Genomic DNA, 26,097 nt, shown 5'->3' on the forward strand with positions numbered 1-26,097 from the left:
CAAAGGGAATCCGATGACGATCGATGACCGGGCGCTGTCGGTTGGGCGCGAACGACTGACGGAATCTGACGGTGGGCCATTCCCGCTGACACGCGGGCAACTGGATATATGGCTTGCGCAGGAAACCGATCGCGGAGGCGCGAGGTGGCAACTGGGCTATCTTCTGCGAATCGAGGGCACGCTCGACCCTTGGTTGCTGGAGCACACGATCCGTCAAGTGGTGCGCGAGGCCGAACCATTTAGAGCCGCCTTTTTCCAGGTGGATGGCCAGGTGTTCCAAGCGGCGGTTGATTACCCGGATGTCGAGCTTGCTCGCTATGAGCGGATGGGCTCGCAGGATCCTGTCCAGGAAGCCTATCGGCTGGCATCCTCGATTCAGCGCACGGTGATGCCGCTCAGCGGGCCGCTGTTCAAATTCGCGTTGTTGCAGACGCGGGCAGATGAATTTTATTTGTTCGTCTGCTGCCACCATATAGTGGCGGACGGAATCGGCCTCGCTCTTATTTGTCATCGGATCGGCGATGTCTACAATGCCATGGCGTCGGGCGCGCCGATTCCCCCCGCTTTTTTCGGATCGCTGAGTGATCTGATTGCTTGCGAGGCGGAATACGAAGCGTCCACCGATTATCTCGACGATCAGGCCTATTGGACCAAGAACCTGCCGGCCGAAAGCGAACCGCCTTATGGGTTGGCGCCCGCCGCGGACGGCCGTGAACCCTACGAATCTTCTGCACCGGTGGAATTGGACCCTGTTGCTGTCTCTGGGATCCGAGAGTTGTCGCAGGCGTTGGGGGTGCGTCGCTCGTCGGTGATTGCCGCGGCATGCGCGCTCCTGGTGGGAGGGTGCGACGTCGAGGGCTCGGAGGTGGTTTTCGATTTTCCGGTAAGCAGGCGGGTCCGTCCGGAGACACAGACGGTGCCCGGAATGGTTACCGGGTTCGTCCCATTAGTCTTGAAGGCTTCGCCGGAATCCACGATTGCCAGTTTTTGTGAGCATGTCGACAGGCGACTGCGAGAAGCGTTGGACCATCAGCGGTTCCCGGTGCATCTCATCGAGTACAGGCGACCCCGCGGCTCCGCGCAGAGGTCGAATCGCGTAATCCTCAATTTCATCCCGACTACAAATCTGGCGAATATCGCCGGTGCCAAGATTTCTGGCACCCTGACCCATACGAATCTCGTCGATCAATGTGGGCTGGACTTCTTCAGCGACCACGATCGGCTCTTCCTCGGCCTGCAACCCGGCGCGAAGACGAGTGGGTTCGGCGGCGCTGGGCAGTGGCTTTCTCGTTGTGACATCCGCGATTTGGTCGGTCGGTTGGAGCGGGTGTTGGTGGGGATGGCGGCCGATGCGGGTCGGCGGTTGTCGTCGGTGGATGTGCTGGGTGAGGGTGAGCGCGCGCGCCTGGAAGAGCTTGGTAATAAAGCGGTTTTAACGAGCCCGCACGGTGTTGCGGTGTCGGTGCCGGCATTGTTCGCCACCCAGGTGGCCCGGATTCCGGATGCCGTGGCGGTGGTGTGCGAGGACCAGTCGCTGACGTATCGCGAGCTGGATGAGGTGTCGAATCGGTTGGCGCACCTGCTTGTTGGGCGGGGTGCGGGGCCGGGGCGGACTGTGGCGGTGGTGTTGTCGCGGTCGGCCGAGGCGGTGGTAGCGATCCTGGCGGTGCTCAAGACGGGGGCGGCGTATTTGCCGATCGACCCGGGTCTGCCCGCGGAGCGGATCGGCTTCGTGCTCGCCGATGCCGCGCCGATCGCGGCGATCACCACCGCGGCGCTGACCGAGCGGCTCGACGGCCATGACGTGGCGGTCATCGACGTCAACGATCCCGCCATCGACGCCCAACCGTGTACGGGGTTGCGGGGCCCGGAGCCTGAGGATATCGCGTATGTGATTTACACCTCGGGCACCACCGGGGTGCCCAAAGGTGTTGGGATCAGCCATCGCAACGTGACCCAGTTGTTGGGGTCGTTGCAGGCCGGCCTGCCGGCCGCGGGGGTGTGGGCGCTGTGTCATTCGTTGGCGTTCGACGTGTCGGTGTGGGAGATCTTCGGTGCCCTGCTGCGCGGTGGCCGGCTGGTGGTGGTGCCCGAGGCGGTGAGCGCCTCACCGCAGGATCTGCATCGGGTGCTGGTCGCCGAAGGCGTCAGCGTGTTGACCCAGACGCCGTCGGCGGTGGCCGCGCTGCCGGTCGAGGGGCTGGAGTCGGTGGCCTTGGCGGTAGTGGGTGAGGCGTGTCCGGCCGAGGTGGTGGATCGGTGGGCGCCGGGGCGGGTGATGGTCAACGCCTATGGCCCGACCGAGACCACGATGTGCGTGGCGATCAGCGCGCCCTTAAAGGCCGGCTCGAGTGTGGTGCCCATCGGTGCGCCGGTGGCGGGGGCGGCGTTGTTCGTGCTCGATGGGTGGTTGCGCCCGGTGCCGGCCGGTGTGGTCGGCGAGCTGTATGTGGCCGGTCGCGGCGTGGGATGCGGCTATGTGGGCCGACCAGGGTTGACCGGGTCGCGGTTTGTGGCCTGCCCATTCGGAGCGCCGGGCCAACGGATGTATCGCACCGGGGATCTGGTGCGTTGGCGCGCCGATGGGCAGCTGGATTATCTGGGGCGCGCCGATGAGCAGGTCAAGATCCGCGGCTATCGCATCGAGCTCGGCGAAATTCAGACCGCCCTGACCGCGCTGAGTCAGGTGGATCAGGCGGTGGTCATCGCCCGCGAGGACCGCCCCGGCGACAAACGCCTGGTCGCCTACATCACCGAATCCGGCACCGGCACCGTCGATCCCGGCGAGCTGCGTACCGCGCTGGGCGAGCGGCTACCGGAATATATGGTGCCGGCCGCGGTGGTCGTGCTCGACGCGCTGCCGTTGACGGTCAACGGCAAACTCGATACCCGCGCCCTGCCCGCACCCGAATACCAGAGCGCCGGTTATCGCGCGCCGGCCAACCCGGTCGAAGAGATCCTGGCCGGCGCGTTCGCCGAGGTCCTCGGGATTGAGCGCGTCGGGGTCGACCAGTCGTTCTTCGATCTGGGTGGCGACTCGCTGCTGGCGACGCGCCTGGTCGCCGTAATCAACACCAGCCTCGATGCCGAGCTTTCGGTACCCGCCCTGTTTGACGCGCCCACGGTTGGCCAGTTGGCGCTCCGCGTCGCCGGGGATGGCGGTCGACGCGAGCCCGTGGTGGCGGTTGAGCGGCCCGCGGTGGTGCCGTTGTCGTTTGCCCAGCAACGCTTGTGGTTCATCGACCAACTGCAAGGGCCTTCACCGATCTACAACATACCGGCGGCGTTGCGGCTCAGCGGACCGCTGGATGCCGAGGCGTTAGGGGCGGCGCTGTCCGACGTCGTGGCCCGCCATGAGAGCCTCCGCACGCTCTTTGCGGCGCCCAACGGAACACCGCAGCAGATGGTTATCCCAAGGGAAGAAGTCGATTTCGGCTGGCAGATCATTGATGCCACCGGCTGGTCGGAAAGCCGGCTGAGTGAGGCCGTCAAAGCCACAGCGTGCCACACGTTCGATTTGGCCACCGAGATTCCTTTGCGGGCACGGCTTTTCCGCATCGCCGACGACGAACACGTGCTGGTGGCCGTGGTGCACCACATCGCCGCCGACGGCTGGTCGATCACCGCTCTGGTGCGTGATCTGGGACTGGCTTATGCCAGCCGGTATGCGGGGCAGGCACCCGGTTGGGCGCCATTGCCCGTGCAGTACGCCGATTACACGCTGTGGCAGCGCACCCAGCTCGGTGACGTCACCGACAGCGACAGCCCGATCGCCGCGCAGCTGGCGTACTGGGAGCAGGAGCTGGCCGGGCTGCCCGAGCGCCTGGCATTGCCCACCGACCGGCCATATCCGCCCGTGGCCGATTACCGCGGCGCCAGCGTGGTCGTGGACTGGCCGGTTGAGCTGCAGCTGCGGATTGCTCAAGTGGCCCGTGAGCACAACGCGACCAGGTTCATGGTGATCCAGGCCGCCCTGGCCGCACTGCTGTCCAAGCTGACCGCCAGCAGCGATGTGGCGGTCGGGTTCGCGATCGCCGGGCGGCGCGACCCGGCGCTCGACGAGCTGGTGGGGTTTTTCATCAACACCCTCGTGCTGCGGGTCGATGCGGCCGGGGATCCCACCGTGGCCGAGTTGCTCGCTCAGGTGCGGGCGCGCAGCGTGGCCGCCTACGAGCACCAGGACGTGCCCTTCGAGGTGCTCGTGGAGCGCCTCAACCCGACCCGAAGCCTGGCGCACCACCCGCTGATACAGGTGGTGTTGGCCTGGCAGAACTTCCCCGGCCACACCAGCGATCCCGCCGCCGGGCTGGACTTGGGTGAGCTACAGGTCACGCGTTTGCCGGTGGACACTCAGTCGGCGCGCATGGATCTGACATTCACGCTGGCCGAACGGTTCACCGAGGCTGGTGAGCCCGCCGGGATCGCCGGGGATGTGGAGTTCCGCACCGACGTGTTCGACGCGGCCAGCATCGAGGTATTGATCGAGCGGTTGGAGCGGGTGCTGGCGGCGATGACCGCCGATCCCAGCCGGCGATTGTCGTCGGTGGATGTCCTGGATGCCGCTGAGCGCGCACACCTGGACAAGATCGGTAACCGGGCGGTGTTGGCCCGGCCGGTGCCAACCGCGGCGTCGATTCCGGCGGTGTTCGCCGCTCAGGTGGCGCGCACGCCGGAGGCGGCGGCGATCACTTTTGAAGGCCGGTCGACGACCTACCGGGAGCTCGACGAGGCGTCGAACCGGTTGGCGCACCTGTTGGCCGCCCTGGGCGCCGGCCCGGGACAGTGTGTGGCGCTGCTCTTGCCACGGTCGGCCGGGGCGGTCGTGGCGGTAATGGCGGTGCTCAAGACCGGGGCGGCGTATCTGGCGATCGATCCGGCGCACCCGACGGCGCGAATGGAGTTCATGGTTGCCGATGCCGGACCGATCGCGGCGATCACCACCACAGGGCTGGTTGACCGGTTCGACGGCCGTGACCTGCCGGTCATCGATGTCGACGATCCGCGCATCCTGGGCTGCCCGTGCACGGGCCTGCCGACGCCGGCTGCCGAGGAGATCGCCTACCTGATCTACACGTCGGGCACCACCGGGGTTCCCAAAGGCGTTGCCATTCCCCACCACAACGTGACCCGCCTGCTGACGGCACTGAGCGCCGACCTGGAGCTGTCGCCGGAGCAGGTGTGGACGCAGTGCCATTCGCTGGCCTTCGACTACTCGGTGTGGGAGATCTTCGGTGCGCTGTTGCACGGCGGGCGGCTGGTGGTGGTACCGGAGTCCGTGACGCGCTCACCCGAAGACCTGCACGCGTTGCTCATCGCCGAACAGGTCAGCGTATTGAGCCAGACGCCGTCGGCGTTTTATGCGCTGCAAACCGCCGATGCGCGGGCACCCGAGCGGGGATCTCAGCTGAAGCTCGAGACGGTGGTGTTCGGCGGCGAGGCGCTAGAACCCCAGCGCCTGGGAACCTGGTTGGACCGCCACCGCCGGTCACCGCGGCTTATCAACATGTACGGCATCACCGAGACGACCGTGCATGCCTCGTTCCGCGAGATCAGCGTCGCCGACGTCGACCGCAGTGTCAGCCCCATCGGGGTGCCGTTGGTGCACCTTGGCTTTTTTGTGCTGGACGCGTCGTTGCGTCCGGTGCCGGTCGGGGTGGTCGGGGAGTTGTATGTGGCCGGCGGCGGGCTGGCGTACGGATACCTGGGCCGGGCCGCTTTGACCGGTTCGCGGTTTGTGGCGTGCCCGTTCGGCGCGCCGGGACAACGGATGTATCGCACCGGGGATTTGGTGAGTTGGGGGCGCGACGGGCAGCTGGATTATCTGGGTCGGGCCGATGAGCAGGTCAAGATCCGCGGGTATCGCATTGAACTCGGTGAGATCCGCGCGGCGCTGGCCGCCCTGGATGGGGTGGAGCAGGCGGCGGTGATCGCCCGCGAGGACCGCCCCGGTGACAAGCGCCTCGTCGGCTATGTCACCGGCACCGCTGACCCGGCCGATGTTCGGGCCCGGCTGGGTCAGCGGCTGCCGGCCTACATGGTCCCGGCGGCGGTGGTGGTGATCGACGCGCTGCCGTTGACGGTCAACGGCAAACTGGACACCCGGGCGCTTCCGGCGCCCGAGTACTGCGAGGGCGATCGCTACCGGGCCCCGGCCACGCCCACCGAGGAGATCGTGGCCGGCATCTACGCCCAGGTGCTCGGGCTCGAGCGCGTCGGGGTCGACGACTCCTTCTTCGACCTGGGCGGGGATTCCCTATCAGCCATGCGCGTCATCGCCGCCATCAACAAATCCCTGGACGCCGGCCTCGCGGTGCGCACCGTGTTCGAGTCACCCACCGTTGCCCAGTTGGCGCCCCGTATCGGCGGGGACGGCGGTACGCGTCAGCCGTTGGTGGCCGGCACGCGGCCGCCGATGGTGCCGTTGTCGTATGCGCAGAGCCGGTTGTGGTTCCTCGACCGGTTCGAGGGCGGGGTGGCGACCTACAACATGCCGACCGCGTTTCGGATCAGCGGGGCGCTGGACGTCGAGGCGTTGACGGCGGCCGTCGATGACGTCATCGCCCGCCACGAGGCGCTGCGCACCATATTTCCCGACATGGACGGTGTGCCGTTCCAGCAGGTGCTGCCGGCCGAGGCCGGGATGTGGCGGCGTGGCGACGCGGCAGTGGTGTCGTTGACCGAACAGGATCTGCTCGGCGAGTTGGTGGAACTGGCGGGATATCGGTTCGATCTGGCAACCGAGATCCCGATTCGCGCGCAGATCTATGAGGTGGGCCCCGAGCAGCATGTCGTGGGAATTGTGGTGCACCACATCGCATTTGACGGCTGGTCACTGGCTCCGATGGCCCGGGATATCGGCGAGGCCTATCTGGCGCGGCGGGGGGGCCGGGCCCCGCAATGGGCGCCGTTGCCGGTGCAGTACGCCGATTACACGCTCTGGCAACGGGATTGGTTGGGCGTCGAGTCCGATCCCGACAGTGTGATCGCCGGGCAGCTGGCCTATTGGCGACAGGAGTTGGCCGATTTGCCCGAGGTGGTGTCGCTGCCGACGGATCGGGCGCGCCCGCCGGTGCCCAGCTACCGCGGCGATGCGGTGGACATGCACCTCGACCCGCCCCTGTGGGCGGGGATCAAGGCGTTGGCGGCGGCGCATAACGCGACCGCCTCGATGGTGTTGCAGGCGGCCATGGTGGTGGTCCTGCACCGGGCCGGGGTCGGCGAGGACGTGACCATGGGCACCCCGATCGCCGGGCGGATGGATGCGGCGCTGGATGAGCTGGTCGGGTTCTTCGTCAACACCTGGGTGCTGCGGGTGGGTGTGAGGCCTGCGCACCGGTTCAGCGATGTGCTCGAGCAGGTGCGCCAGAAGGCGCTGGACGCCTACACCAATCAGGATGTGCCGTTCGAGCGACTGGTCGAGCAGCTCAACCCGGTGCGCTCCACGGCGCACCATCCGCTGTTTCAGGTGGCCCTGGCCTTCCAGAACAATGTGCGCCCCGAGGTGGCGCTCGACGGGCTCAGCGTCGAGCCGCTGGCGGTGGACAGCCGCACCGCCAAATTCGATCTGGATGTCGACCTGCGGGAGGTGCCCTCCGACGACCCGGCCGCACCGATGGCCGCCGGGGTCGTGACCTATGCCACGGACCTGTATGAACGGGCCACCATCGAGCGCTTCGTCACCTGGTTCACGCGGGTGATCGAAGCGGTCGTCGCGGATGCGTCGGTGGTGGTGGGCGACCTGGCGCTGCTGGATCGCGACGAGCGTGATCTGGTGCTGTCGCGGTGGTCTGGCGCCGGAGTTGGGGCGCCGGCGGGGGTGGCGCCGGAGTTGTTGGACGCCGCGGTGGCCGCCGACCCGGACGCGGTGGCGATCGTCGATCGGGCCCGGAGCTTGTCCTACCACGAGCTCGACACGTGGTCGACCCGGCTGGCGCGGGTGCTGATCGAGGCGGGGGTGGGCCCCGAACGCGCGGTGGGCGTGGCGATGGGCCGGTCCACGGAACTCGTGGTGGCGTGGTGGGCGGTGCAGAAAGCCGGCGGCGTGTATGTGCCGGTGGATCCCGCTCACCCGGTCGAGCGGATCGCGACGGTGCTGGACGCCGTCGGCGCGGTGTGCGTGTTGACCCGCGACGCAGACACGGTGGCCGGCGCCGGCACGCGCCCGGTGCTGCGCATCGACGGCCTGGACCTGTCCGGGCGGTGCGCCAAACCGATCACGGACGCCGACCGGCTGGCGGAGTTGGGACCCGACAACACCGCGTATGTGATCTTCACGTCGGGGTCCACCGGCACCCCGAAGGGCGTGGCGGTCACCCACGGCGGTCTGCCCGGGGTCGCCGCGGCGCACCGCGAGGCGTTTGGGCTCGGCGCGGACACCCGAATGCTGGCGGTGCTCTCCCCGACATTCGACGCCGCGCTCGGTGAGTTGTTGGTCGCGGTGGGATCGCGCGGCGCGTTGGTGGTCGCGCCGCCGGAGGTGTATGCCGGCGAGACGTTGACCGCATTGCTGCAGGAGCAACGGGTCAACGCGGCCGTGATGACCCCGACGTTGCTGTCGTCGCTGGATCGAAGCCGGCTGGATGCGTTGTCCACCTTGATCGTCGGCGGTGAGGCCTGCCCCGACGAGTTGGTGGCCGCGTGGGCGCCGGGGCGGCGCATGTTCAACGGCTACGGCCCGACCGAGGCCACAATCTGGGCCACCACGGTGCCGCTCGTGGCGGGGCAGCCGGTCCGCATCGGCAGCCCGCTCCCGGGGATGCGCTCGCTGGTGCTCGACGCGCGGCTGAACCCCGCCCCCATCGGGGTGATCGGCGAGTTGTATCTGGGCGGACCGGCGCTGGCGCGCGGCTACCTGGGCCGCGCGGATCTGACCGCGGAACGGTTCGTGGCCGATCCCTACGGGCCCGCGGGCGCGCGGCTGTATCGCACCGGCGACCTGGCGCGCTGGACGCTCGACGGAACCCTGGACTACCTCGGCCGTGCCGACGCTCAGATCAAGCTGCGCGGGCACCGCATCGAACTGGGCGAAATCGAAAACACCTTGCTGGGCTGCCCGCAGGTCGCCCGGGCGGCCGCCACCGTGCACGAAAGCAGAACCGGCTCGCACCTCGTCGCCTATGTCACCCTCGAGCAGGCCACCACCGCCGAGCACGACGCCGAAACCGTCCAAGCGTGGCAACACCTGTATGACGAGGCGTACGGCGCCGACGTGGACGCGCCGGAATTCGGCATGGATTTCCGCGGCTGGAACAGCAGCTACACCGACGATCCGATCCCGCTCGAGGAGATGATCGAGTGGCGTTCGGCCACGGTGGATCGGATCCTCGAGTTGCATCCCGCGCGGGTGCTGGAGATCGGCGTGGGTTCGGGGCTATTGCTTTCCCAGTTGGCGCCGGTCTGTGCCGAGTACTGGGCCACGGACTTCTCCGCGCCGACGATCCAGACGCTGCAGGCCGCCGTGGCCGGGCAGCCGTGGGGGGATCGGGTGCGGTTGCGGGTGCAGCCCGCCGATGTGGCAGATGCGTTGCCGGAGAGCCATTTCGATGTGGTGGTGCTCAACTCGGTGGTCCAGTACTTCCCGAGCGCGCGCTATCTCACCGACGTGCTGGCGGTCGCGATGCGATTGCTGGCACCAGGCGGGGCACTGTTCGTCGGCGACGTGCGTAATCACAGTCTGCAGGGCGCGTTTCAAACCGGCGTCGCGCTTGTCCGGGCCGCCAACGACACCGCCGACGTTGACGAGATTCGCCAACGAGTTCAGCGCGCCATGCTCGGCGAAGCCGAATTACTATTGGCCCCAGAGTTTTTCACCGCCTGGGCCGCTGGCCATGCATCGGTGGCCGGGCTGGATATTGAAGTCAAGCGCGGCGCGGCCGACAACGAACTCAACCGGTATCGCTACGACCTCGTCGTCTTTAAAACCCCGGCGCCGGTGCGCTCACTGGCCGGCGCAGACAGCTGGGCGTGGGCCCAGTGCGCGGGCCTGGGCGGGCTGCACGACCGGTTGGTGGCCGAGCGTCCCGCCATTGTTCGCGTCACCGAGATCCCCCGCGCGGGAGTGATCAGCGACGTGCACGTCGAACACGCCCTCGCCGACGGGCTCGCCCTGTCCGACGCGCTGGCCCTGGCCGAGAGCGCGGACGCCGTTGTCCCCGAACAGCTCCACCGCCTTGGCGAGAGTGCCGGATACCGCGTCGCGGTCACCTGGGGAGCCCAACCGGGCACCGTGGACGCGGTGTTCGTCACTGCCGCCGACGCTGAGCGGACCTGGGCGCTGACCGATCTGTATCTGCCGCCCGACGCGGCCCACCGAGTCACCAGTCACGCCAACGACCCGCAGACCAACACCAAAATCACCGCCGTGCGTCAGCAGTTGAGCGCGTGGTTGCCCGAGTACATGGTGCCGACGCACATCGTGGTGCTCGACGAGTTCCCGATGACGTCCTCGGGCAAGATCGACCGTAAGGCCTTGCCGGCGCCCGTTTTTGCCACCACAGCCTTCCGAGCGCCGCAGACCCAGACCGAAAAGATCGTCGCCGGCCTGTTCGCCGAGGTGCTGGCGATCGACAAGGTCGGGGCCGACGACTCGTTCTTCGACCTGGGTGGGGATTCGCTGTCGGCGATGCGGCTGATCGCCGCGGTCAACAACGTTCTGGATGCCGACCTGTCGGTGCGTGCGGTCTTCGAGGCCCCCACGGTTGCCGAATTGGCGCCCCGTATCGGTCAGGGCGGGGGCCTGGAGCCGCTGGTGCCGGCGGAGAGGCCGGCGGTGATTCCGTTGTCGTTTGCCCAGAGTCGGTTGTGGTTCATCGACCAATTGCAAGGGCCTTCACCGCTTTACAACGTGGTGGTGCCGTTGCGGCTGAGTGGGCGCCTCGATGCGGACGCGCTGGGTGCGGCGCTGGTCGATGTGGTCGGCCGCCATGAGAGCCTGCGCACCCTGTTCCGGGCGGTCGACGGGATACCGCAGCAACTGGTGATGCCCGCCGACCAGGCCGATTTCGGCTGGGACGTCGTTGATGCCACCGGATGGCCGGCTGGCCAGGTGGAGGACGCCGTCGGCGCCGTGGTGCGCTACGGGTTTGACCTGGCCACCGAGATCCCGTTGCGGGCAAGGCTTTTCCGCGTCGCCGACGATGAACACGTGATGGTGGCGGTGCTGCACGAAATCGCCGCCGACGGTTGGTCGACGACCCGCCTGGTGCGAGACATGAGTGTGGCCTATGCAAGCCGGTGCGCGGGCCGGGCCCCCGACTGGGCCCCATTGCCGGTGCAGTATGTCGACTACACGCTGTGGCAGCGCGCGCAGTTTGGCGATCTCGACGACAGTGAAAGCCGCATCGCCGCGCAGCTGGCCTACTGGGAGCAGACGCTGGCCGGGATGCCCGAGCGGCTGCAGCTGCCCACCGACCGGCCCTATCCGCCGGTGGCCGATCAGCGCGGCGCCAGGGTGACCGTCGAGTGGCCGGCGTTGTTGCAGCAGCAGATTGCGCGGATGGCCCGCGAACACAACGCGACCGGATTCATGGTGACGCAGGCCGCCCTGGCGGTGCTGCTGTCGAAGCTCAGCGCCAGCAGCGATGTGGCGGTAGGATTCGCGATCGCCGGGCGCCGCGATCCCGCGCTCGACGAGCTGGTGGGATTCTTCGTCAACACCTTGGTGCTGCGCGTCGATCTTGCCGGCGATCCCACCGTCGCCGAGCTGCTGGCGCAGGTGCGATCACGCGGCCTGGCCGCCTACGAGCACCAGGACGTGCCGTTCGAGGTACTCGTCGAGCGGCTCAACCCCACCCGATCGTTGGCCCACCACCCGCTGGTCCAGGTGATGTTGGGCTGGAACAACTTCCCGGGACAGGTCAGCGTCCCCGAGACCGGGCTGAGCTTGGGTGACCTTCAGGTCACGCCGCTGCTCGGGGACACCCAGACCGCGAAAATGGATCTCGTCTTCTTCCTCAAAGAATGCTGGACCGACGCCGGTGAGCCCGCCGGGATTTCGGGGCAAGTCGAATTTCGCACCGACGTGTTCGACGCGGACAGCGTCTTGGCGTTGATCGGTCGGTTGGAGCGGGTGTTGGTGGCGATGGCCGCCGATCCGGCCCGGCGGTTGTCGTCGGTGGATGTGCTGGGTGAGGGTGAGCGCGCCCGCCTGGAAGAGCTTGGTAATAAAGCGGTTTTGGCCAGCCCGCACGGTGTTGCGGTGTCGGTGCCGGAATTGTTCGCGACCCAGGTGGCCCGGATTCCGGATGCCGTGGCGGTGGTCAGTGAAGGACTGTCGGTGACCTACCGCGAGCTTGATGAGGCGTCGAATCGGCTGGCGCACCTGCTTGTTGGGCGGGGTGCGGGGCCGGGGCGGACTGTGGCGGTGGTGTTGTCGCGGTCGGCCGAGGCGGTAGTGGCGATCGTGGCGGTGCTCAAGACGGGGGCGGCGTATTTGCCGATCGACCCGGGTCTGCCCGCGGAGCGGATCGGCTTCGTGCTCGCCGATGCCGCGCCGATCGCGGCGATCACCACCGCGGCGCTGACCGGGCGGCTCGACGGCCATGACGTGGCGGTCATCGACGTCAACGATCCCGCCATCGACGCGCAACCGTGTACGGGGTTGCGGGGCCCGGAGCCTGAGGATATCGCGTATGTGATTTACACCTCGGGCACCACCGGGGTGCCCAAAGGTGTTGGGATCAGCCATCGCAACGTGACTCAGTTGTTGGGGTCGTTGGAGGCCGGGCTGCCGGCCGCGGGGGTGTGGGCGCTGTGTCATTCGTTGGCGTTCGATGTGTCGGTGTGGGAGATCTTCGGGGCCCTGCTGCGCGGTGGCCGGCTGGTGGTGGTGCCCGAGGCGGTCAGCGCCTCACCGCAGGATCTGCATCGGGTGCTGGTCGCCGAAGGCGTCAGCGTGTTGACCCAGACCCCGTCGGCGGTGGCGGCGCTGCCGGTCGAGGGGCTGGAGTCGGTGGCTTTGGCGGTAGTGGGTGAGGCGTGTCCGGCCGAGGTGGTGGATCGGTGGGCACCCGATCGGGTGATGGTCAACGCCTATGGCCCGACCGAGACCACGATGTGCGTGGCGATCAGCGCGCCCTTAAAGGCCGGCTCGAGTGTGGTGCCCATCGGTGCGCCGGTGGCGGGGGCGGCGTTGTTCGTGCTGGACGGCTGGTTACGCCCGGTGCCGGCCGGTGTGGTCGGCGAGCTGTATGTGGCCGGTCGCGGCGTGGGATGCGGCTATGTGGGCCGACCAGGGTTGACCGGGTCGCGGTTTGTGGCCTGCCCATTCGCCGGTGAGGGGGCGCGGGGTCAACGGATGTATCGCACCGGGGATCTGGTGCGCTGGCGCGCCGATGGGCAGCTGGATTACCTGGGGCGCGCCGATGAGCAGGTCAAGATCCGCGGCTATCGCATCGAGCTCGGGGAGATCCAGACCGCCCTGACCGCGCTGAGTGGGGTGGATCAGGCGGTGGTCATCGCCCGCGAGGACCGCCCCGGCGACAAGCGCCTGGTCGCCTACGTCACTGGGACCGCGGACCCGGCCGACCTGCGAACCGCGCTGGCCGAGCGGCTACCGGAATATATGGTGCCGGCCGCGGTGGTCGTGCTCGACGCGCTGCCGTTGACGGTCAACGGCAAACTCGATACCCGCGCCCTGCCGGCACCCGAATACCAAAATGCCGGATATCGCGCGCCGGCCAACCCGGTCGAAGAGATCCTGGCCGGCGCGTTCGCCGAGGTCCTCGGGATTGAGCGCGTCGGGGTCGACCAGTCGTTCTTCGATCTGGGTGGGGATTCGCTGCTGGCGATGCGCTTGGTCGCCGCGATCGAGATGGGTCTGAAGGCAGAGCTTTCGGTGCGCACCGTGTTCGAGGCGCCCACGGTGACCCAGTTGGCGCTCCGCGTCGGCGGAGGCGGCGGTCGACGCCAGCCGGTGGTGGCTCTGGAGCGGCCCGAGGTGGTGCCGTTGTCGTTTGCCCAGCAACGCTTGTGGTTCATCGACCAGTTGCTGGGGCCTTCGCCGATCTACAACATGGCGGTGGCGTTGCGGCTCAGCGGACGGCTGGATGCCGAGGCGTTAGGGGCGGCGCTCGCCGATGTGGTAGCCCGCCAGGAGACCCTGCGCACCCTCTTCCCGGCGATCGACGGGATACCCGAACAGGTGGTTATCCCGATCGAGCAGGCCGACTTCGGTTGGCAGGTCGTCGATGCCACCGGCTGGCCGGAAACCCGGCTGCAGGAGGCCATCGACCCGACGGTGCGTCACTCGTTCGATCTGGCCACCGAGATTCCTTTGCGGGCACGGCTTTTCCGTATCGCGGAGGACGAACACGTGCTGGTGGCGGTGGTGCACCACATCGCCGCCGACGGCTTGTCGATGTCGCCGCTGGTGGCTGATCTGGCGGTGGCGTACGCCAGCCGGTGTGCGGGGCAGGCACCCGGTTGGGCGCCGTTGCCGGTGCAGTACGCCGATTACACGCTGTGGCAGCGTGCGCAGCTCGGTGATGTCACCGACAGCGACAGCCCGATCGCCGCCCAGCTGGCGTACTGGGAGCAGGAGCTGGCCGGGCTGCCCGAGCGCCTGGCGCTGCCCACCGATCGGCCCTATCCGCCCGTGGCCGACTACCGCGGTGCCAGCGTGATGGTGGAGTGGCCGCCCGAGCTGCAGCAGCGGGTGCGCGCGGTGGCCCGCGAGCACAACGCGACCAGCTTCATGGTGATCCAGGCCGCCCTGGCCGCACTGCTGTCCAAGCTGACCGCCAGCAGTGACGTGGCGGTCGGATTTGCGATCGCCGGGCGCGATGATCCCGCACTCGATGGATTGGTGGGCTTTTTCGTCAACACCCTGGTGTTGCGGGTCGACCTGGCCGGCGACCCGAGCTTCACCGAATCGCTGGATCAGGTGCGGGCGCGCAGTCTGGCCGCCTACGAGCATCAGGACGTGCCTTTCGAGGTGCTCGTGGAGCGGCTCAACCCGACCCGAAGCCTGGCCCACCACCCGCTGATACAGGTGGTATTGGCCTGGCAGAACTTTGCGCGGGAGGACGGTGTCCCCGCCGGGCTGACCCTGGGTGATCTGCAGGTCACACCGCTGGCGGCGGACACCCGGGTTGCCCGGATGGACCTGACCTTCACGTTGGGCGAACGCTGGACTTCCGCCGGTGATCCCGCCGGCATCGGCGGGTCGGTGGAGTTCCGCACCGACGTGTTCGACGCGGCCACCATCGAGGCGCTGATCGAGCGGCTGGAGCGAGTGCTGATCGCGGTCACCGCCGAGCCGTCTCGAGTGTTGTCGTCCGTGGACGTGCTGGACGCGGGCGAGCACGCTCGGCTGGATGAGATCGGCAACCGGGCGGCGTTGACCCCGACGGCGTCACCCTCGCCGTCGATTCCGGCGGTGTTCGCCGCGCAGCTCACCCGCGCCCCGGAGGCCGTGGCGATCAGCTCCGACGGCCGGTCGATGACCTACCGGGAGCTCGACGAGGCGTCGAACCTGCTGGCGCACCTGCTGACCGCCCAAGGCGCGGGTCCGGGACAGTGCGTGGCGCTGCTGTTCAACCGTTGCGCCGAGGCAGTCGTAGCGATGTTGGCGGTGCTCAAGACCGGAGCGGCGTATCTGCCGATCGACCCCGCGCATCCGGCGGAGCGGATCGCGTTCGTCGTGGCCGATGCCGCGCCGATCGCCGCGATCACCACCGCGGCGCTGGCCGGGCGGCTGGATGGGCGCGACCTAACGGTCATCGATGTGGCCGATCCCCGCATTGACGGCCTCCCCGACACGGGATTGCCGACGCCGGATCCCGATGACATCGCTTACGTGATCTACACGTCGGGCACCACCGGTGTGCCCAAAGGCGTCGCCATCACCCACCGCAACGTCACCGAGCTGCTCGGGTCTCTTGATCCGAGTTTGGCCGGGCCCGAGCAGGTGTGGTCGCAGTGGCACTCCTACAGCTTCGACATCTCGGGGTGGGAGATCTACGGCGCCCTCCTGCACGGTGGGCGGTTGGTGGTGGTGCCCGAGTCGGTGGCGGCCGCACCGGAAGACTTCCGCGCGCTGCTGATCACCGAACAGGTCAGCGTCCTATGCCAAACGCCCTCGGCGGTGGGGACGTTGTCGCCGGAGGGTCTGGAGTCGGTGGCCCTGCTGGTGGGCGGCGAGGCCTGCCCGGCCGAGCTGACCGAACGGTGGGCACCCGGGCGCGTGATGATCAACGAATACGGCCCGACCGAGACGACGATGTGGGTGGCCTTGAGCGCGCCGCTGACCGCCGGGTCGGATGTCGTGCCGATCGGTTCGCCGGTGCCCGGCGCGGCGTTCTTCGTGCTGGACCGGTGGCTGCGTCCGGTGCCGGTCGGGGTGGTCGGGGAGTTGTATGTGGCCGGTACCGGGGTCGGTGTCGGATATGTGCGCCGCCCGGGGTTGACGGCGTCGCGGTTTGTGGCGTGCCCGTTCGGCGCGCCGGGACAACGGATGTATCGCACCGGGGATCTGGTGAGCTGGGGGCCTGACGGGCAGCTGGATTATCTGGGTCGGGCCGATGAGCAGGTCAAGGTCCGCGGGTATCGCATTGAACTCGGTGAGATCCGCGCGGCGCTGGCCGCCCTGGATGGGGTGGAGCAGGCGGCGGTGATCGCCCGCGAGGACCGCCCCGGTGACAAGCGCCTCGTCGGCTATGTCACCGGCGCCGCTGACCCGGCCGATGTTCGGGCCCGGCTGGGTCAGCGGCTGCCGGCCTACATGGTCCCGGCGGCGGTGGTGGTGATCGACGCGCTGCCGTTGACGGTCAACGGCAAACTGGACACCCGGGCCCTTCCGGCGCCCGAGTACTGCGAGGGCGATCGCTACCGGGCCCCGGCCACGCCCACCGAGGAGATCGTGGCCGGCATCTACGCCCGGGTGCTCGGGCTCGAGCGCGTCGGGGTCGACGACTCCTTCTTCGACCTGGGCGGGGATTCCCTGTCAGCGATGCGAGTCATCGCCGCCATCAACAAATCCCTGGACGCCGGCCTCGCGGTGCGCACGCTGTTCCACGCGCCGTCCGTCAGGAGCTTGAGCCGGGAATTGGGCCAAGATGCCGGCGAGGTGGAAGTCGTGCCCGTCGAGTTCCTCAAGGAGGGCACCGGTATTCCGCTGTTCTGCATCCATCCCGCGAGCGGGCTGAGCTGGCCGTATCACGCCCTCGGAAATTACCTGGACTGCCCGGTCATCGGAATTCAGCAAGCCCCGCAAAACGGCGAGGCCGAACCCGCGTCAATCCGCGACATGGCGAAAAACTATGCCGACCGGATTCAGGGGGTCGATCCGACCGGGCCCTACAACCTTCTCGGCTGGTCTTTCGGAGGCGTCGTCGCCCATGAGATCGCCATCGAGCTCCAGCGACGCGGATGCTCGATCGCACGCCTGATCCTTCTCGACGCCCTCCTGACCGTCCCGAACAGCGACGTCCTGAACAGCGATGTGTTGGTCGAGAAGGCGCTGGAAGAAGTTTTGCGGTTCTGCCGCATCGACATTCCCGATGAGCCGCTCACCTACGAGCTTGCAGAAGAACTACTCCGCGAACGAGGAATCGTCGAATTGGCTCGATACAAGCCGCTCCTCGATTCGATCGTCCGCAACGACGACACGAATCTGGCGTTGGCCCGAGACCATGAACCAGGGGTTTTCAACGGTGACGTGGACGTTTTCGCTGCCGTGGGGGATGACGACGACCAGAGTTCGTCTCCGCTGCAAAGTTGGCGACCTCACATTACTGGCGAAACCCATTGCTACGCGGTCGATTCCAGGCATCAAGAAATGCTGAATACAGAATCGCTCATCCAGTATGGCCAACAACTCAAAGTTCTATTAGAACTCGAAGGTGCGCGCACAGAATGATGGCCGTCAAACCGAGCGCGCCGCGCCCCGCGAAGAGGCGCCTTCCGCCTTTGCTGCGGTCTCGCCCGTTCGTCGCCGTCGTTGTCGCGATCGGCGGCATGCAACTGATGGTGGCGATGGACGGCCCCGTCGCGATCTTCGCGCTGCCCAGGATCCAGAACGAGCTGGGCTTGTCGGATGCCGGGCGGAGCTGGGTGATCACCGCCTACATGCTGACCTTCGGTGGCCTGATGCTGCTGGGTGGCCGCCTGGGTGACACCATCGGCCGCAAGCGCGCTTTCATCGTCGGGGTCGCGCTGTTCACTTTCGCCTCGACCTTGTGCGGCATCGCCTGGGACGGGGGGACCCTGATAACGGCGCGGCTGCTGCACGGCGCGGCTTCCGCGATCATGGCGCCGACCAATTTGGCGCTGATAGCGACCACGTTCCCGAGGGGATCGGCACGCAACGTCGCAACAGGGGTGTTCGGCGCGATGTCCGGTCTCGGCGGGGTGCTGGGCCTGGTGGTGGGCGGCGCGCTGACCGACGTGTCGTGGCGGCTGGCGTTTTTGGTGAACGTGCCGATCGGGCTGGCGGTGATCTGCCTGGCCGTCATCATGCTGCAGGAAACCCAGAAGGAGCGGATGAAGCTCGACGCCACCGGGGCCGCGCTGGCCACGTTGAGCTGTACCGCCGCGGTGTTCGGCCTGTCGATGGGCCCGGAGCACGGGTGGCAGTCGGCCATCACGATCGGTTCGGGCCTGGTGGCCCTGGCCGCCCTCGTGGCGTTCGTCGTGGCGGAGCGCACCGCCGAGAACCCCATCGTGCCGTTCGGCCTGTTCTTCGACCGCAACCGGCTGGCCGCGTTCGCGGCCATGTTCCTCGGCGGTGGCGTGCTGTTCAGCCTGACCGTGCTGGTCGGCATGTATGTGCAGACCATCATGGGCTACAGCCCGCTGCGCGCTGGTGTCGCCTTCATCCCGTTCGGCATCGGGGTGGCCATCGGGGTCGGCGCGGCGTCGAAGCTGGTGATGTGGTTCCCGCCGCGGGTGGTGGTGCTCGCCAGCAGCGGCCTGATTCTGATCGCAACGCTGTACGGCGCGACACTCAACGCCGGGATCCCGTACTTCCCGAACCTGCTTGTGCCGCTCAGCATCGGCGCCCTTGGTATCGGCGCGATCTTCGTCCCGCTCACGCTGTCGGTGATCGCCAGCGTCGGCTCCGACCGGATCGGGCCCACCTCGGCGATTGCCGTGATGCTGCAGACCTTGGGCGGGCCGCTGGTACTGGTCATCATCCAGGCCGCCATCACATCGCACACGCTGCGGCTGGGCGGCACCCTGGGTCCGGTGAAGTCCATGAACGTCGCGCAGTTACATGCGCTGGACCGCGGCTACACCTACGGCCTGTTGTGGCTGGCCGGGGTCGTCGTGCTGCTCGGCGCGGTGGCGCTGCTGATCGGGTACACGGCAGCGCAGGTGGCCCGCGCGCAGGAAGTCAGGAAAGCCGTCGACGCGGGGGAGATCTAGCTCGTCGCGGCCACGGCCGAAGTGTGCGGCGTCGACGAAAAATGCTGTTGCAGAGCGTGATCCGCGCAGCGATCCGGTTTCTGGTGGAGTACTGCCCGCCGCCGGCGCAGCCACCACTCTGTTGGCTCGCGTCGACCACTCTATGTGCGGGTCCTGACTACGCTACCGACTTGATAAGCCTGACAACAGGATTGCAAAACCACAACGCTCTGAATCATGCACCTTGTCGAGCCGTTCCGGGCGATGCCCCAGAGCGCTTGCAACAGCTGTGCACCGATGTGTTCGGCCCTTGCCCACGCGAGATTTGGAGGACCGGTGAGTATCAATCCGTTCGACGACGACCCTGGCAGCCAACTCAGTCGTTGCTGTGAGGGCGCGAAATGACTACCTACCCGATCGACGACGTCATGCAGCGCTGGCCGTCGGCCGACTCGCCGCCGATCGGCGCCACACCTGTCACTCCCATTGCTGTGATCGGCATGGCGTGCCGGCTACCGGGAGGCATCGATTCCCCGGAGCAGTTGTGGGAGGCGTTGCTGCGCGGCGACGACCTGGTTACCGAGATCCCGCCCGACCGCTGGGACGCCGACGAATACTACGATCCCGAGCCGGGTGTGCCGGGCCGGTCGGTCTCGCGGTGGGGCGCATTCATCGACGACGTCGCCGGCTTCGATCCCGAGTTCTTCGGGATCAACGAGCGGGAAGCGACCGCGATGGATCCGCAACACCGGATACTTCTGGAAACCTCGTGGGAGGCCATGGAACACGCCGGTCTTACGCGGGAGCGAATCGCCGACTCGCGCACCGGCGTGTTCATGGGATTGACGCATGGTGACTACCAACTGCTGGCCGCCGACGCGCACTCCGTCGAGGGGGCATACGGCTTTTCCGGCAGCAACTTCAGCCTGGCCTCCGGGCGCATCGCCTACGCCCTGGGGGTTCACGGTCCCGCACTGACCGTGGACACCGCCTGTTCTTCCGGCCTGACCGCGATCCACCTGGCTTGCCGCAGCCTGCACGAGCGCGAAAGCGACCTCGCCCTTGCCGGCGGCGCCACGCTGGCGTTGGACCCGCGGAAATTCGCCGCGGGGTCGGCCGAGGGCATGCTGTCGCCGACCGGGCGCTGCCACGCCTTCGACGTCGCGGCCGACGGGTTCGTGGGCGGCGAGGGCAGCGTCCTGCTGTTACTCAAGCGGCTGTCCGACGCGCTGCGCGATGGCGACCGGATTCTGGCCGTCGTGCGGGGGACCGCCGCCAATCAGGACGGTCACACCGTGAATATCGCCACCCCGTCGAAGACCGCGCAGACCGCGGTGTATCAGGCGGCGTTGGCCGCCGCGGGTGTCGACGCCCGAACGGTTGCCATGGTCGAGGCCCACGGGCCCGGCACCCCGGTGGGTGACCCGATCGAATATGCCAGCCTGGCCGACGTTTACGGCGTCGAGGGGCCCTGCGCGCTGGCGTCGGTGAAGACCAACTTCGGCCATGCGCAGGCGGCCTCCGGAGCCCTCGGGATGATGAAGGCGATCCTGGCGCTGCAGCACGGTGTGGTTCCCCGGAATCTGCATTTCACCCGGCTACCCGATGACCTGGCCAAGATCGATACGAAACTCTTTGTGCCCCTTGAGACTACGCCGTGGACTACCAACGGGGACCACCCACGACGGGCGGCGGTCTCGTCGTACGGCCTGTCGGGAACCAACGTGCACGCCATCGTGGAACAAGCACCCGAACAAGCCCTGAAAACCGTTGTATCCCAGGCCGAATCGTCGACCACGGAACCGCTGATATTTCCGCTGTCGTCCACCTCGGCCGATGAACTGCGCCGCACGGCCGGCCGGCTGGCCGGCTGGGTGCGAGCACATGACGATCTGGCGTTGCCCGACCTGGCCTACACCCTGGCGCGCCGGCGCGTCCACCGCCCGGTACGTACCGCGGTCATCGCGGATAGCCGGGCCGGGCTCGTCGTGGCGCTGCGCGAGGTTGCCGACGGCGATGCTCCGTATCAGCCCGCGGTCGGACAGGACGACCGCGGGCCGGTTTGGGTGTTCTCCGGGCAGGGTTCGCAATGGGCGGCGATGGGCGCAGACCTGCTGGCGACCGAACCTGTGTTTGCCGCCACCGTCGCGGAAGTCGAACCGCTGATCGCGCGGGAGTCCGGATTCTCGGTGATCGCAGCCATGTCGGCGCCGCAGACCGTGGCCGGCCAAGACCGTGTCCAGCCGACCCTGTTCGCCTTGCAGGTCGCGCTGGCGGCCACGATGAAGGCATATGGAGTGCGCCCGGGCGCGGTGATCGGGCACTCCCTCGGCGAGGCCGCGGCAGCTGTCGTCGCGGGTGCGATGTCGCTGGAAGACGGGGCGCGGGTGATCTGCCGCCGCTCGCGGCTGATGTCCCGCATCGCCGGTGCGGGTGCCACAGCATCGGTGGAATTGCCCGCCCAGCAAGTGCTTTCGGAGCTGACGGCGCGTGGCGTCAACGACGTCGTGGTGGCGGTGGTGGCCTCGCCGCAGTCCACCGTGATTGCCGGTGCCGCCCAAACGGTTCGCGACCTGGTCGCGGCCTGGGAGCAGCGCGATGTGATGGCCCGCGAGGTCCCCACGGACGTCGCCTTTCATTCGCCTCAAGTCGATCCGATCATGGACGAGCTGACCGCGATGCTCGCAGAGATCAGCCCGATGACACCGGAGGTTCCGTACTACTCGGCGACCCTGTTCGACCCGCGCGAGCAGCCCGTGTGCGACGCCCGCTATTGGGCGAACAACATGCGCCGTATGGTGCGGTTCGCCACGGCCGTGCAGGCCGCTTTGGAGGACGGCTTCCGGGTCTTTGCCGAGCTGGCGCCGCACCCGCTGCTTACCCGCGCTCTCGAGCAGACCGCGCGCGGTCGGGAGATGCCGATGGCCGCTCTGGCCGGGATGCGCCGTCAACAATCGCTTCCCCACGGGCTGCGTGGTTTTGTGGCGGATCTACACAGCGCGGGCGCGGCGGTCGATTTCTCCGTGCTCTACCCGAGTGGGGGGCTGGTGGACGCGCCGCTGCCGACCTGGACGCACCGCCGGCTGTGGTTGAGCGGCGGCGGCCAGGAATCCCCAACACACGGCGGCTGCACCGTTTCCGTGCATCCACTGCTGGGTTCGCACGTGCACCTGCAGGAGGAGCCCGAGCGCCACGTGTGGCAGGCCGAGGTCGGCACCGCCGCGCAGCCGTGGCTCGCCGACCACCAGATCCGCAATGTGGTTGTGCTCCCGGGAGCCGCGTACTGCGAGATGGCGTTGGCCGCCGCGCGCACCGTGCTGGGCGAGACGGCCGAGGTTCGCGACATCCGGTTCGAGCAGGCGCTCCTGCTGGATGAGCAGACCACGATCGGCGCCTTGGCGTCGTTGTCCTCACCGGGCGTCGTCGAGTTCACCGTCGAGTCGAATCGGGGCGGCGAACAGGCGCGGCATGCCGCCGCAATCCTCCGTGCCGCAGAGGATGACCGGCCCCCCGCGTACGACATGTGCGCGCTCCTCGCCGCGCATACGGGTAGCGATGATGGCGACGAGGTGCGCGCGCGCATGGACCGACGTGGCGTTCAGTACGGTCCCGCATTCGCCGGTTTGGGTGTCGTCCACACCGGCAAGGAGGCGCCCGGCACCGTCCTGGCCGAGGTGGCGCTGCCCCGCCAAATCCGCTCGCAACAGGCTCTTTACGGCGTACACCCCGCATTGCTGGATGCCTGTTTCCAGTCCGTTGAAGCTCATCCGGACGTCCGGGCCCTGGGCGACGGCGCGCTGGGGTTGGTATTGGGTATTCGTCGACTCCGCGCCTACGGCGCCGCCCGCAATGCCCACTACTGCTACACACGGGTGACCAAGGCCGACACTTCCGGGGTCGAGGCCGACATCGACGTGCTCGACGAGCACGGGGCAGTCCTGCTCACCGTGCAGGGCCTGCGGGTGGGCACCAGCGCATCCGAGAGCGGCAACAAAGATCGGGTGCTGGCCGAGCGGCTGCTGACCGTCGAATGGCGGCAACGCGAATTGCCGGAGCCGGACCGCACCGACGCCGGAAGCTGGCTATTGCTTTGCACTTCCGCCACCGCGGACGTGGCCGCCAGCTCGCTCGCCGACGCGTTGAAAATCCACGGGATGCAGTGCACGACCATGTCCTGGCCGCGGCACGCCGACCACAGCTCCACCGTGGGTCAGCTCGGAAATCATCTGCGTACCGGTGGATTCGCCGCAGTGGTGATCCTCACCGGGCCGGACAACGGTGAATCCGAAGAGCAGTGTGCGCTTTTGGGCCGGGACTACGTGCAACATCTGGCGCGCATTGCCCGCGAGCTGGTGGACGTTCCCGGCGAACCGCCGCGCTTGTACGTCGTCACCCGCAACGCCCAAACGGTGGTGTCCAACGACGTGCCCGACCTCGCGCAGGCCGGGCTGCGGGGCCTGGTCCGGGTAATCGGCATGGAACACCCGCATCTGGGCGCCAGTCTGATCGATGTGGACGAAACTACCGACGCCGAGCAGCTGGCACGGCAACTGCTCGCCGATTCGGACGAGGACGAGACCGCTTGGCGAAACGGCGCGTGGTACACCGCGCGGTTGTGCCCCACTCCGCTGCTTGCCGAGGAGCGGAAAACCGCCGTCGCCAACCACGAGTCCGACGGGATGCGGCTGCAGATCCGTACGCCCGGCGACCTGGAGTCACTCGAACTCGTTGCCTGCGACCGCGTTCCACCGGGACCCGGAGAGATCGAGGTCGCCGTCAGCGCGTCCAGCATCAACTTCGCCGACGTCCTCGTCGCGTTCGGCCGTTACCCCGCCTTCGAGGGCCGGCTGCCTGCGCTGGGCACCGACTTCGCCGGCGTGGTGACCGCGGTCGGACCGGGCGCGACCGGCCACCGGGTGGGGGATCATGTCGGCGGCCTGAGCGCCAACGGTTGTTGGGCTACGTTCCTCACCTGCGACGCGCGCCTGGCCGTCACGCTGCCGCCCGGCCTTGCCGACGACCAGGCGGCGGCGGTCACCACCGCACATGCCACCGCTTATTACGGCCTGCATGAGCTGGCCCGAATCAAAGCCGGCGAGCGGGTGCTGATCCACTCCGCGACCGGTGGGGTTGGACAGGCGGCAATCGCCATTGCCCGGGCCGCAAAGGCCGAGATCTTCGCCACCGCGGGCAGCGAGCAACGTCGACAATTATTGCGCGACATGGGTATTGAGCATGTCTACGACTCGCGAAGCGTGGAGTTCGCCGACCTGATACGTCGCGACACCGACGGCTATGGCGTGGACATCGTGCTCAACTCGGTCGTCGGCGCCGCCCAGCGCGCGGGCGTCGAATTGCTGGCGTTCGGTGGCCGATTCGTCGAAATCGGCAAACGCGACATCTACGGTGACACCCGGTTGGGACTCTTCCCGTTCCGGCGAAACCTGACGTTCTACGCCCTCGACCTGGGGTTGATGTCATTCAGCCACCCGGACAGGCTGCGAGACCTGCTGAACACGGTGTACCGGCTCACCGCGGACGGCTCGTTGCCGATGCCGCAGAGCACGCACTACCCACTTGCCGACGCCGCCACCGCGATTCGGGTGATGAGCGGCGCGCAGCACACCGGCAAACTCGTGCTCGATGTCCCGCGCACGGGCCGCAGCCGCGTGATGGTGCCGCCCGCGCAGGTCGGGGTCTTCCGCAGCGACGGGGCTTACATCGTCGCCGGTGGGCTGGGAGGCTTGGGGCTGTTCCTGGCCGAGAAGATGGCTACTCCCGGTTCGGGAGCCGGTTGCGGGCGTATCGTGCTGTCCTCGCGCTCGCAACCAACTCCCGAGGCGCTGGAGATGATCGAGCGCATCCGCGCGATCGGTGCCGACGTCGTGGTCGACTGCGGCGACATCACCGAGGCCGAGACGGCCCGGCGATTGGTGGCCACGGCAACCGCCACCGGGCTTCCGGTGCGCGGTGTGCTGCACCTGGCGGCGGTGATCGAGGACGCCACGCTGACCAATATCACCGACGAGCTCATCGAGCGTGACTGGGCACCAAAGGTTTACGGTGCATGGAATTTGCACACCGCGACCGCTTCGCAGCCATTGGACTGGTTCTGCTCGTTCTCCTCGGCCGCCGCGCTGGTCGGCTCGCCCGGTCAGGGCGCCTACGCCGCCGCCAACAGCTGGCTGGACGCCTTCACCCGTTGGCGCCGGGCTCGAGGTCTGCCGGCCACCGCGATCGCGTGGGGCGCCTGGGCGCAGATAGGACGCGCCACCGCCTTGGCCGACCGCGCCGACGCTGCTATAGCTCCCGACGAAGGCGCTTATGCATTGGAAGCGCTGCTGCGCCATGACCGCGCCTGCACCGGCTACGCCCCGATAACGGCCACACCGTGGTTGGCCGCTTTCGCCCAACGCAGCCCCTTCGCCGAAGCGTTCCGCTCCAACGGGCAAAGCGCCACGGGCACAAGCAGACTGCGCGCCGAGCTCGAAGAGCTGACCCTGGACGAGTGGCCCACCCGGCTGCGGCGATTGATCTCCGACCAGGTCAGCCTGATCCTGCGCCGCAACATTGACCCCGACCGTCCGCTGTCCGAGTACGGACTCGACTCGCTGGGCGGTCTCGAACTACTTACCCGCATCCAGACCGAAACGGGCATACGCGTGACGCCCGCCGACATCGCCAGCATTGGCACCATTCGCGGTCTGGCGGAACTGCTGTGCTCAAAGCTGGCGCCCGCGGACGCGGCGTGAG

At 67.9% G+C, this 26,097-nt stretch carries 3 protein-coding genes; all 3 read left to right on the plus strand.

From position 1 onward, the window contains the following. The first annotated feature begins 13 nt into the window (after positions 1-13). The 3 genes from OCQ_RS10935 to pks2 all read left to right on the plus strand — a co-directional run bounded on the left by OCQ_RS10935 (position 14) and on the right by pks2 (position 26,096). Positions 14-17,857, plus strand: a complete 17,844-nt coding sequence (locus OCQ_RS10935; RefSeq protein WP_167324039.1) for a non-ribosomal peptide synthetase — start codon at positions 14-16, stop codon at positions 17,855-17,857. Next, a complete protein-coding gene (locus OCQ_RS10940; RefSeq protein ID WP_139826522.1) occupies positions 17,857-19,365 on the plus strand; it encodes an MFS transporter in 1,509 nt (502 codons plus the stop codon). The genes OCQ_RS10935 and OCQ_RS10940 overlap by 1 nt, the downstream gene beginning before the upstream one ends. 380 nt (positions 19,366-19,745) lie before the next feature. After that, a complete protein-coding gene (pks2, locus tag OCQ_RS10945) occupies positions 19,746-26,096 on the plus strand; it encodes a sulfolipid-1 biosynthesis phthioceranic/hydroxyphthioceranic acid synthase (RefSeq protein WP_041784962.1) in 6,351 nt (2,116 codons plus the stop codon). The last annotated feature ends 1 nt before the right edge of the window (position 26,097 follow it).

The organism is Mycobacterium paraintracellulare, assembly GCF_000276825.1.
Lineage (GTDB): Bacteria > Actinomycetota > Actinomycetes > Mycobacteriales > Mycobacteriaceae > Mycobacterium > Mycobacterium intracellulare.

Coding starts and splice junctions, on each gene's coding strand:
- OCQ_RS10935 (WP_167324039.1), top strand. CDS start 14: ATGACGATCGATGACCGGGCGCTGTCGGTTGGGCGCGAACGACTGACG.
- pks2 (WP_041784962.1), top strand. CDS start 19,746: ATGACTACCTACCCGATCGACGACGTCATGCAGCGCTGGCCGTCGGCC.
- OCQ_RS10940 (WP_139826522.1), top strand. CDS start 17,857: ATGGCCGTCAAACCGAGCGCGCCGCGCCCCGCGAAGAGGCGCCTTCCG.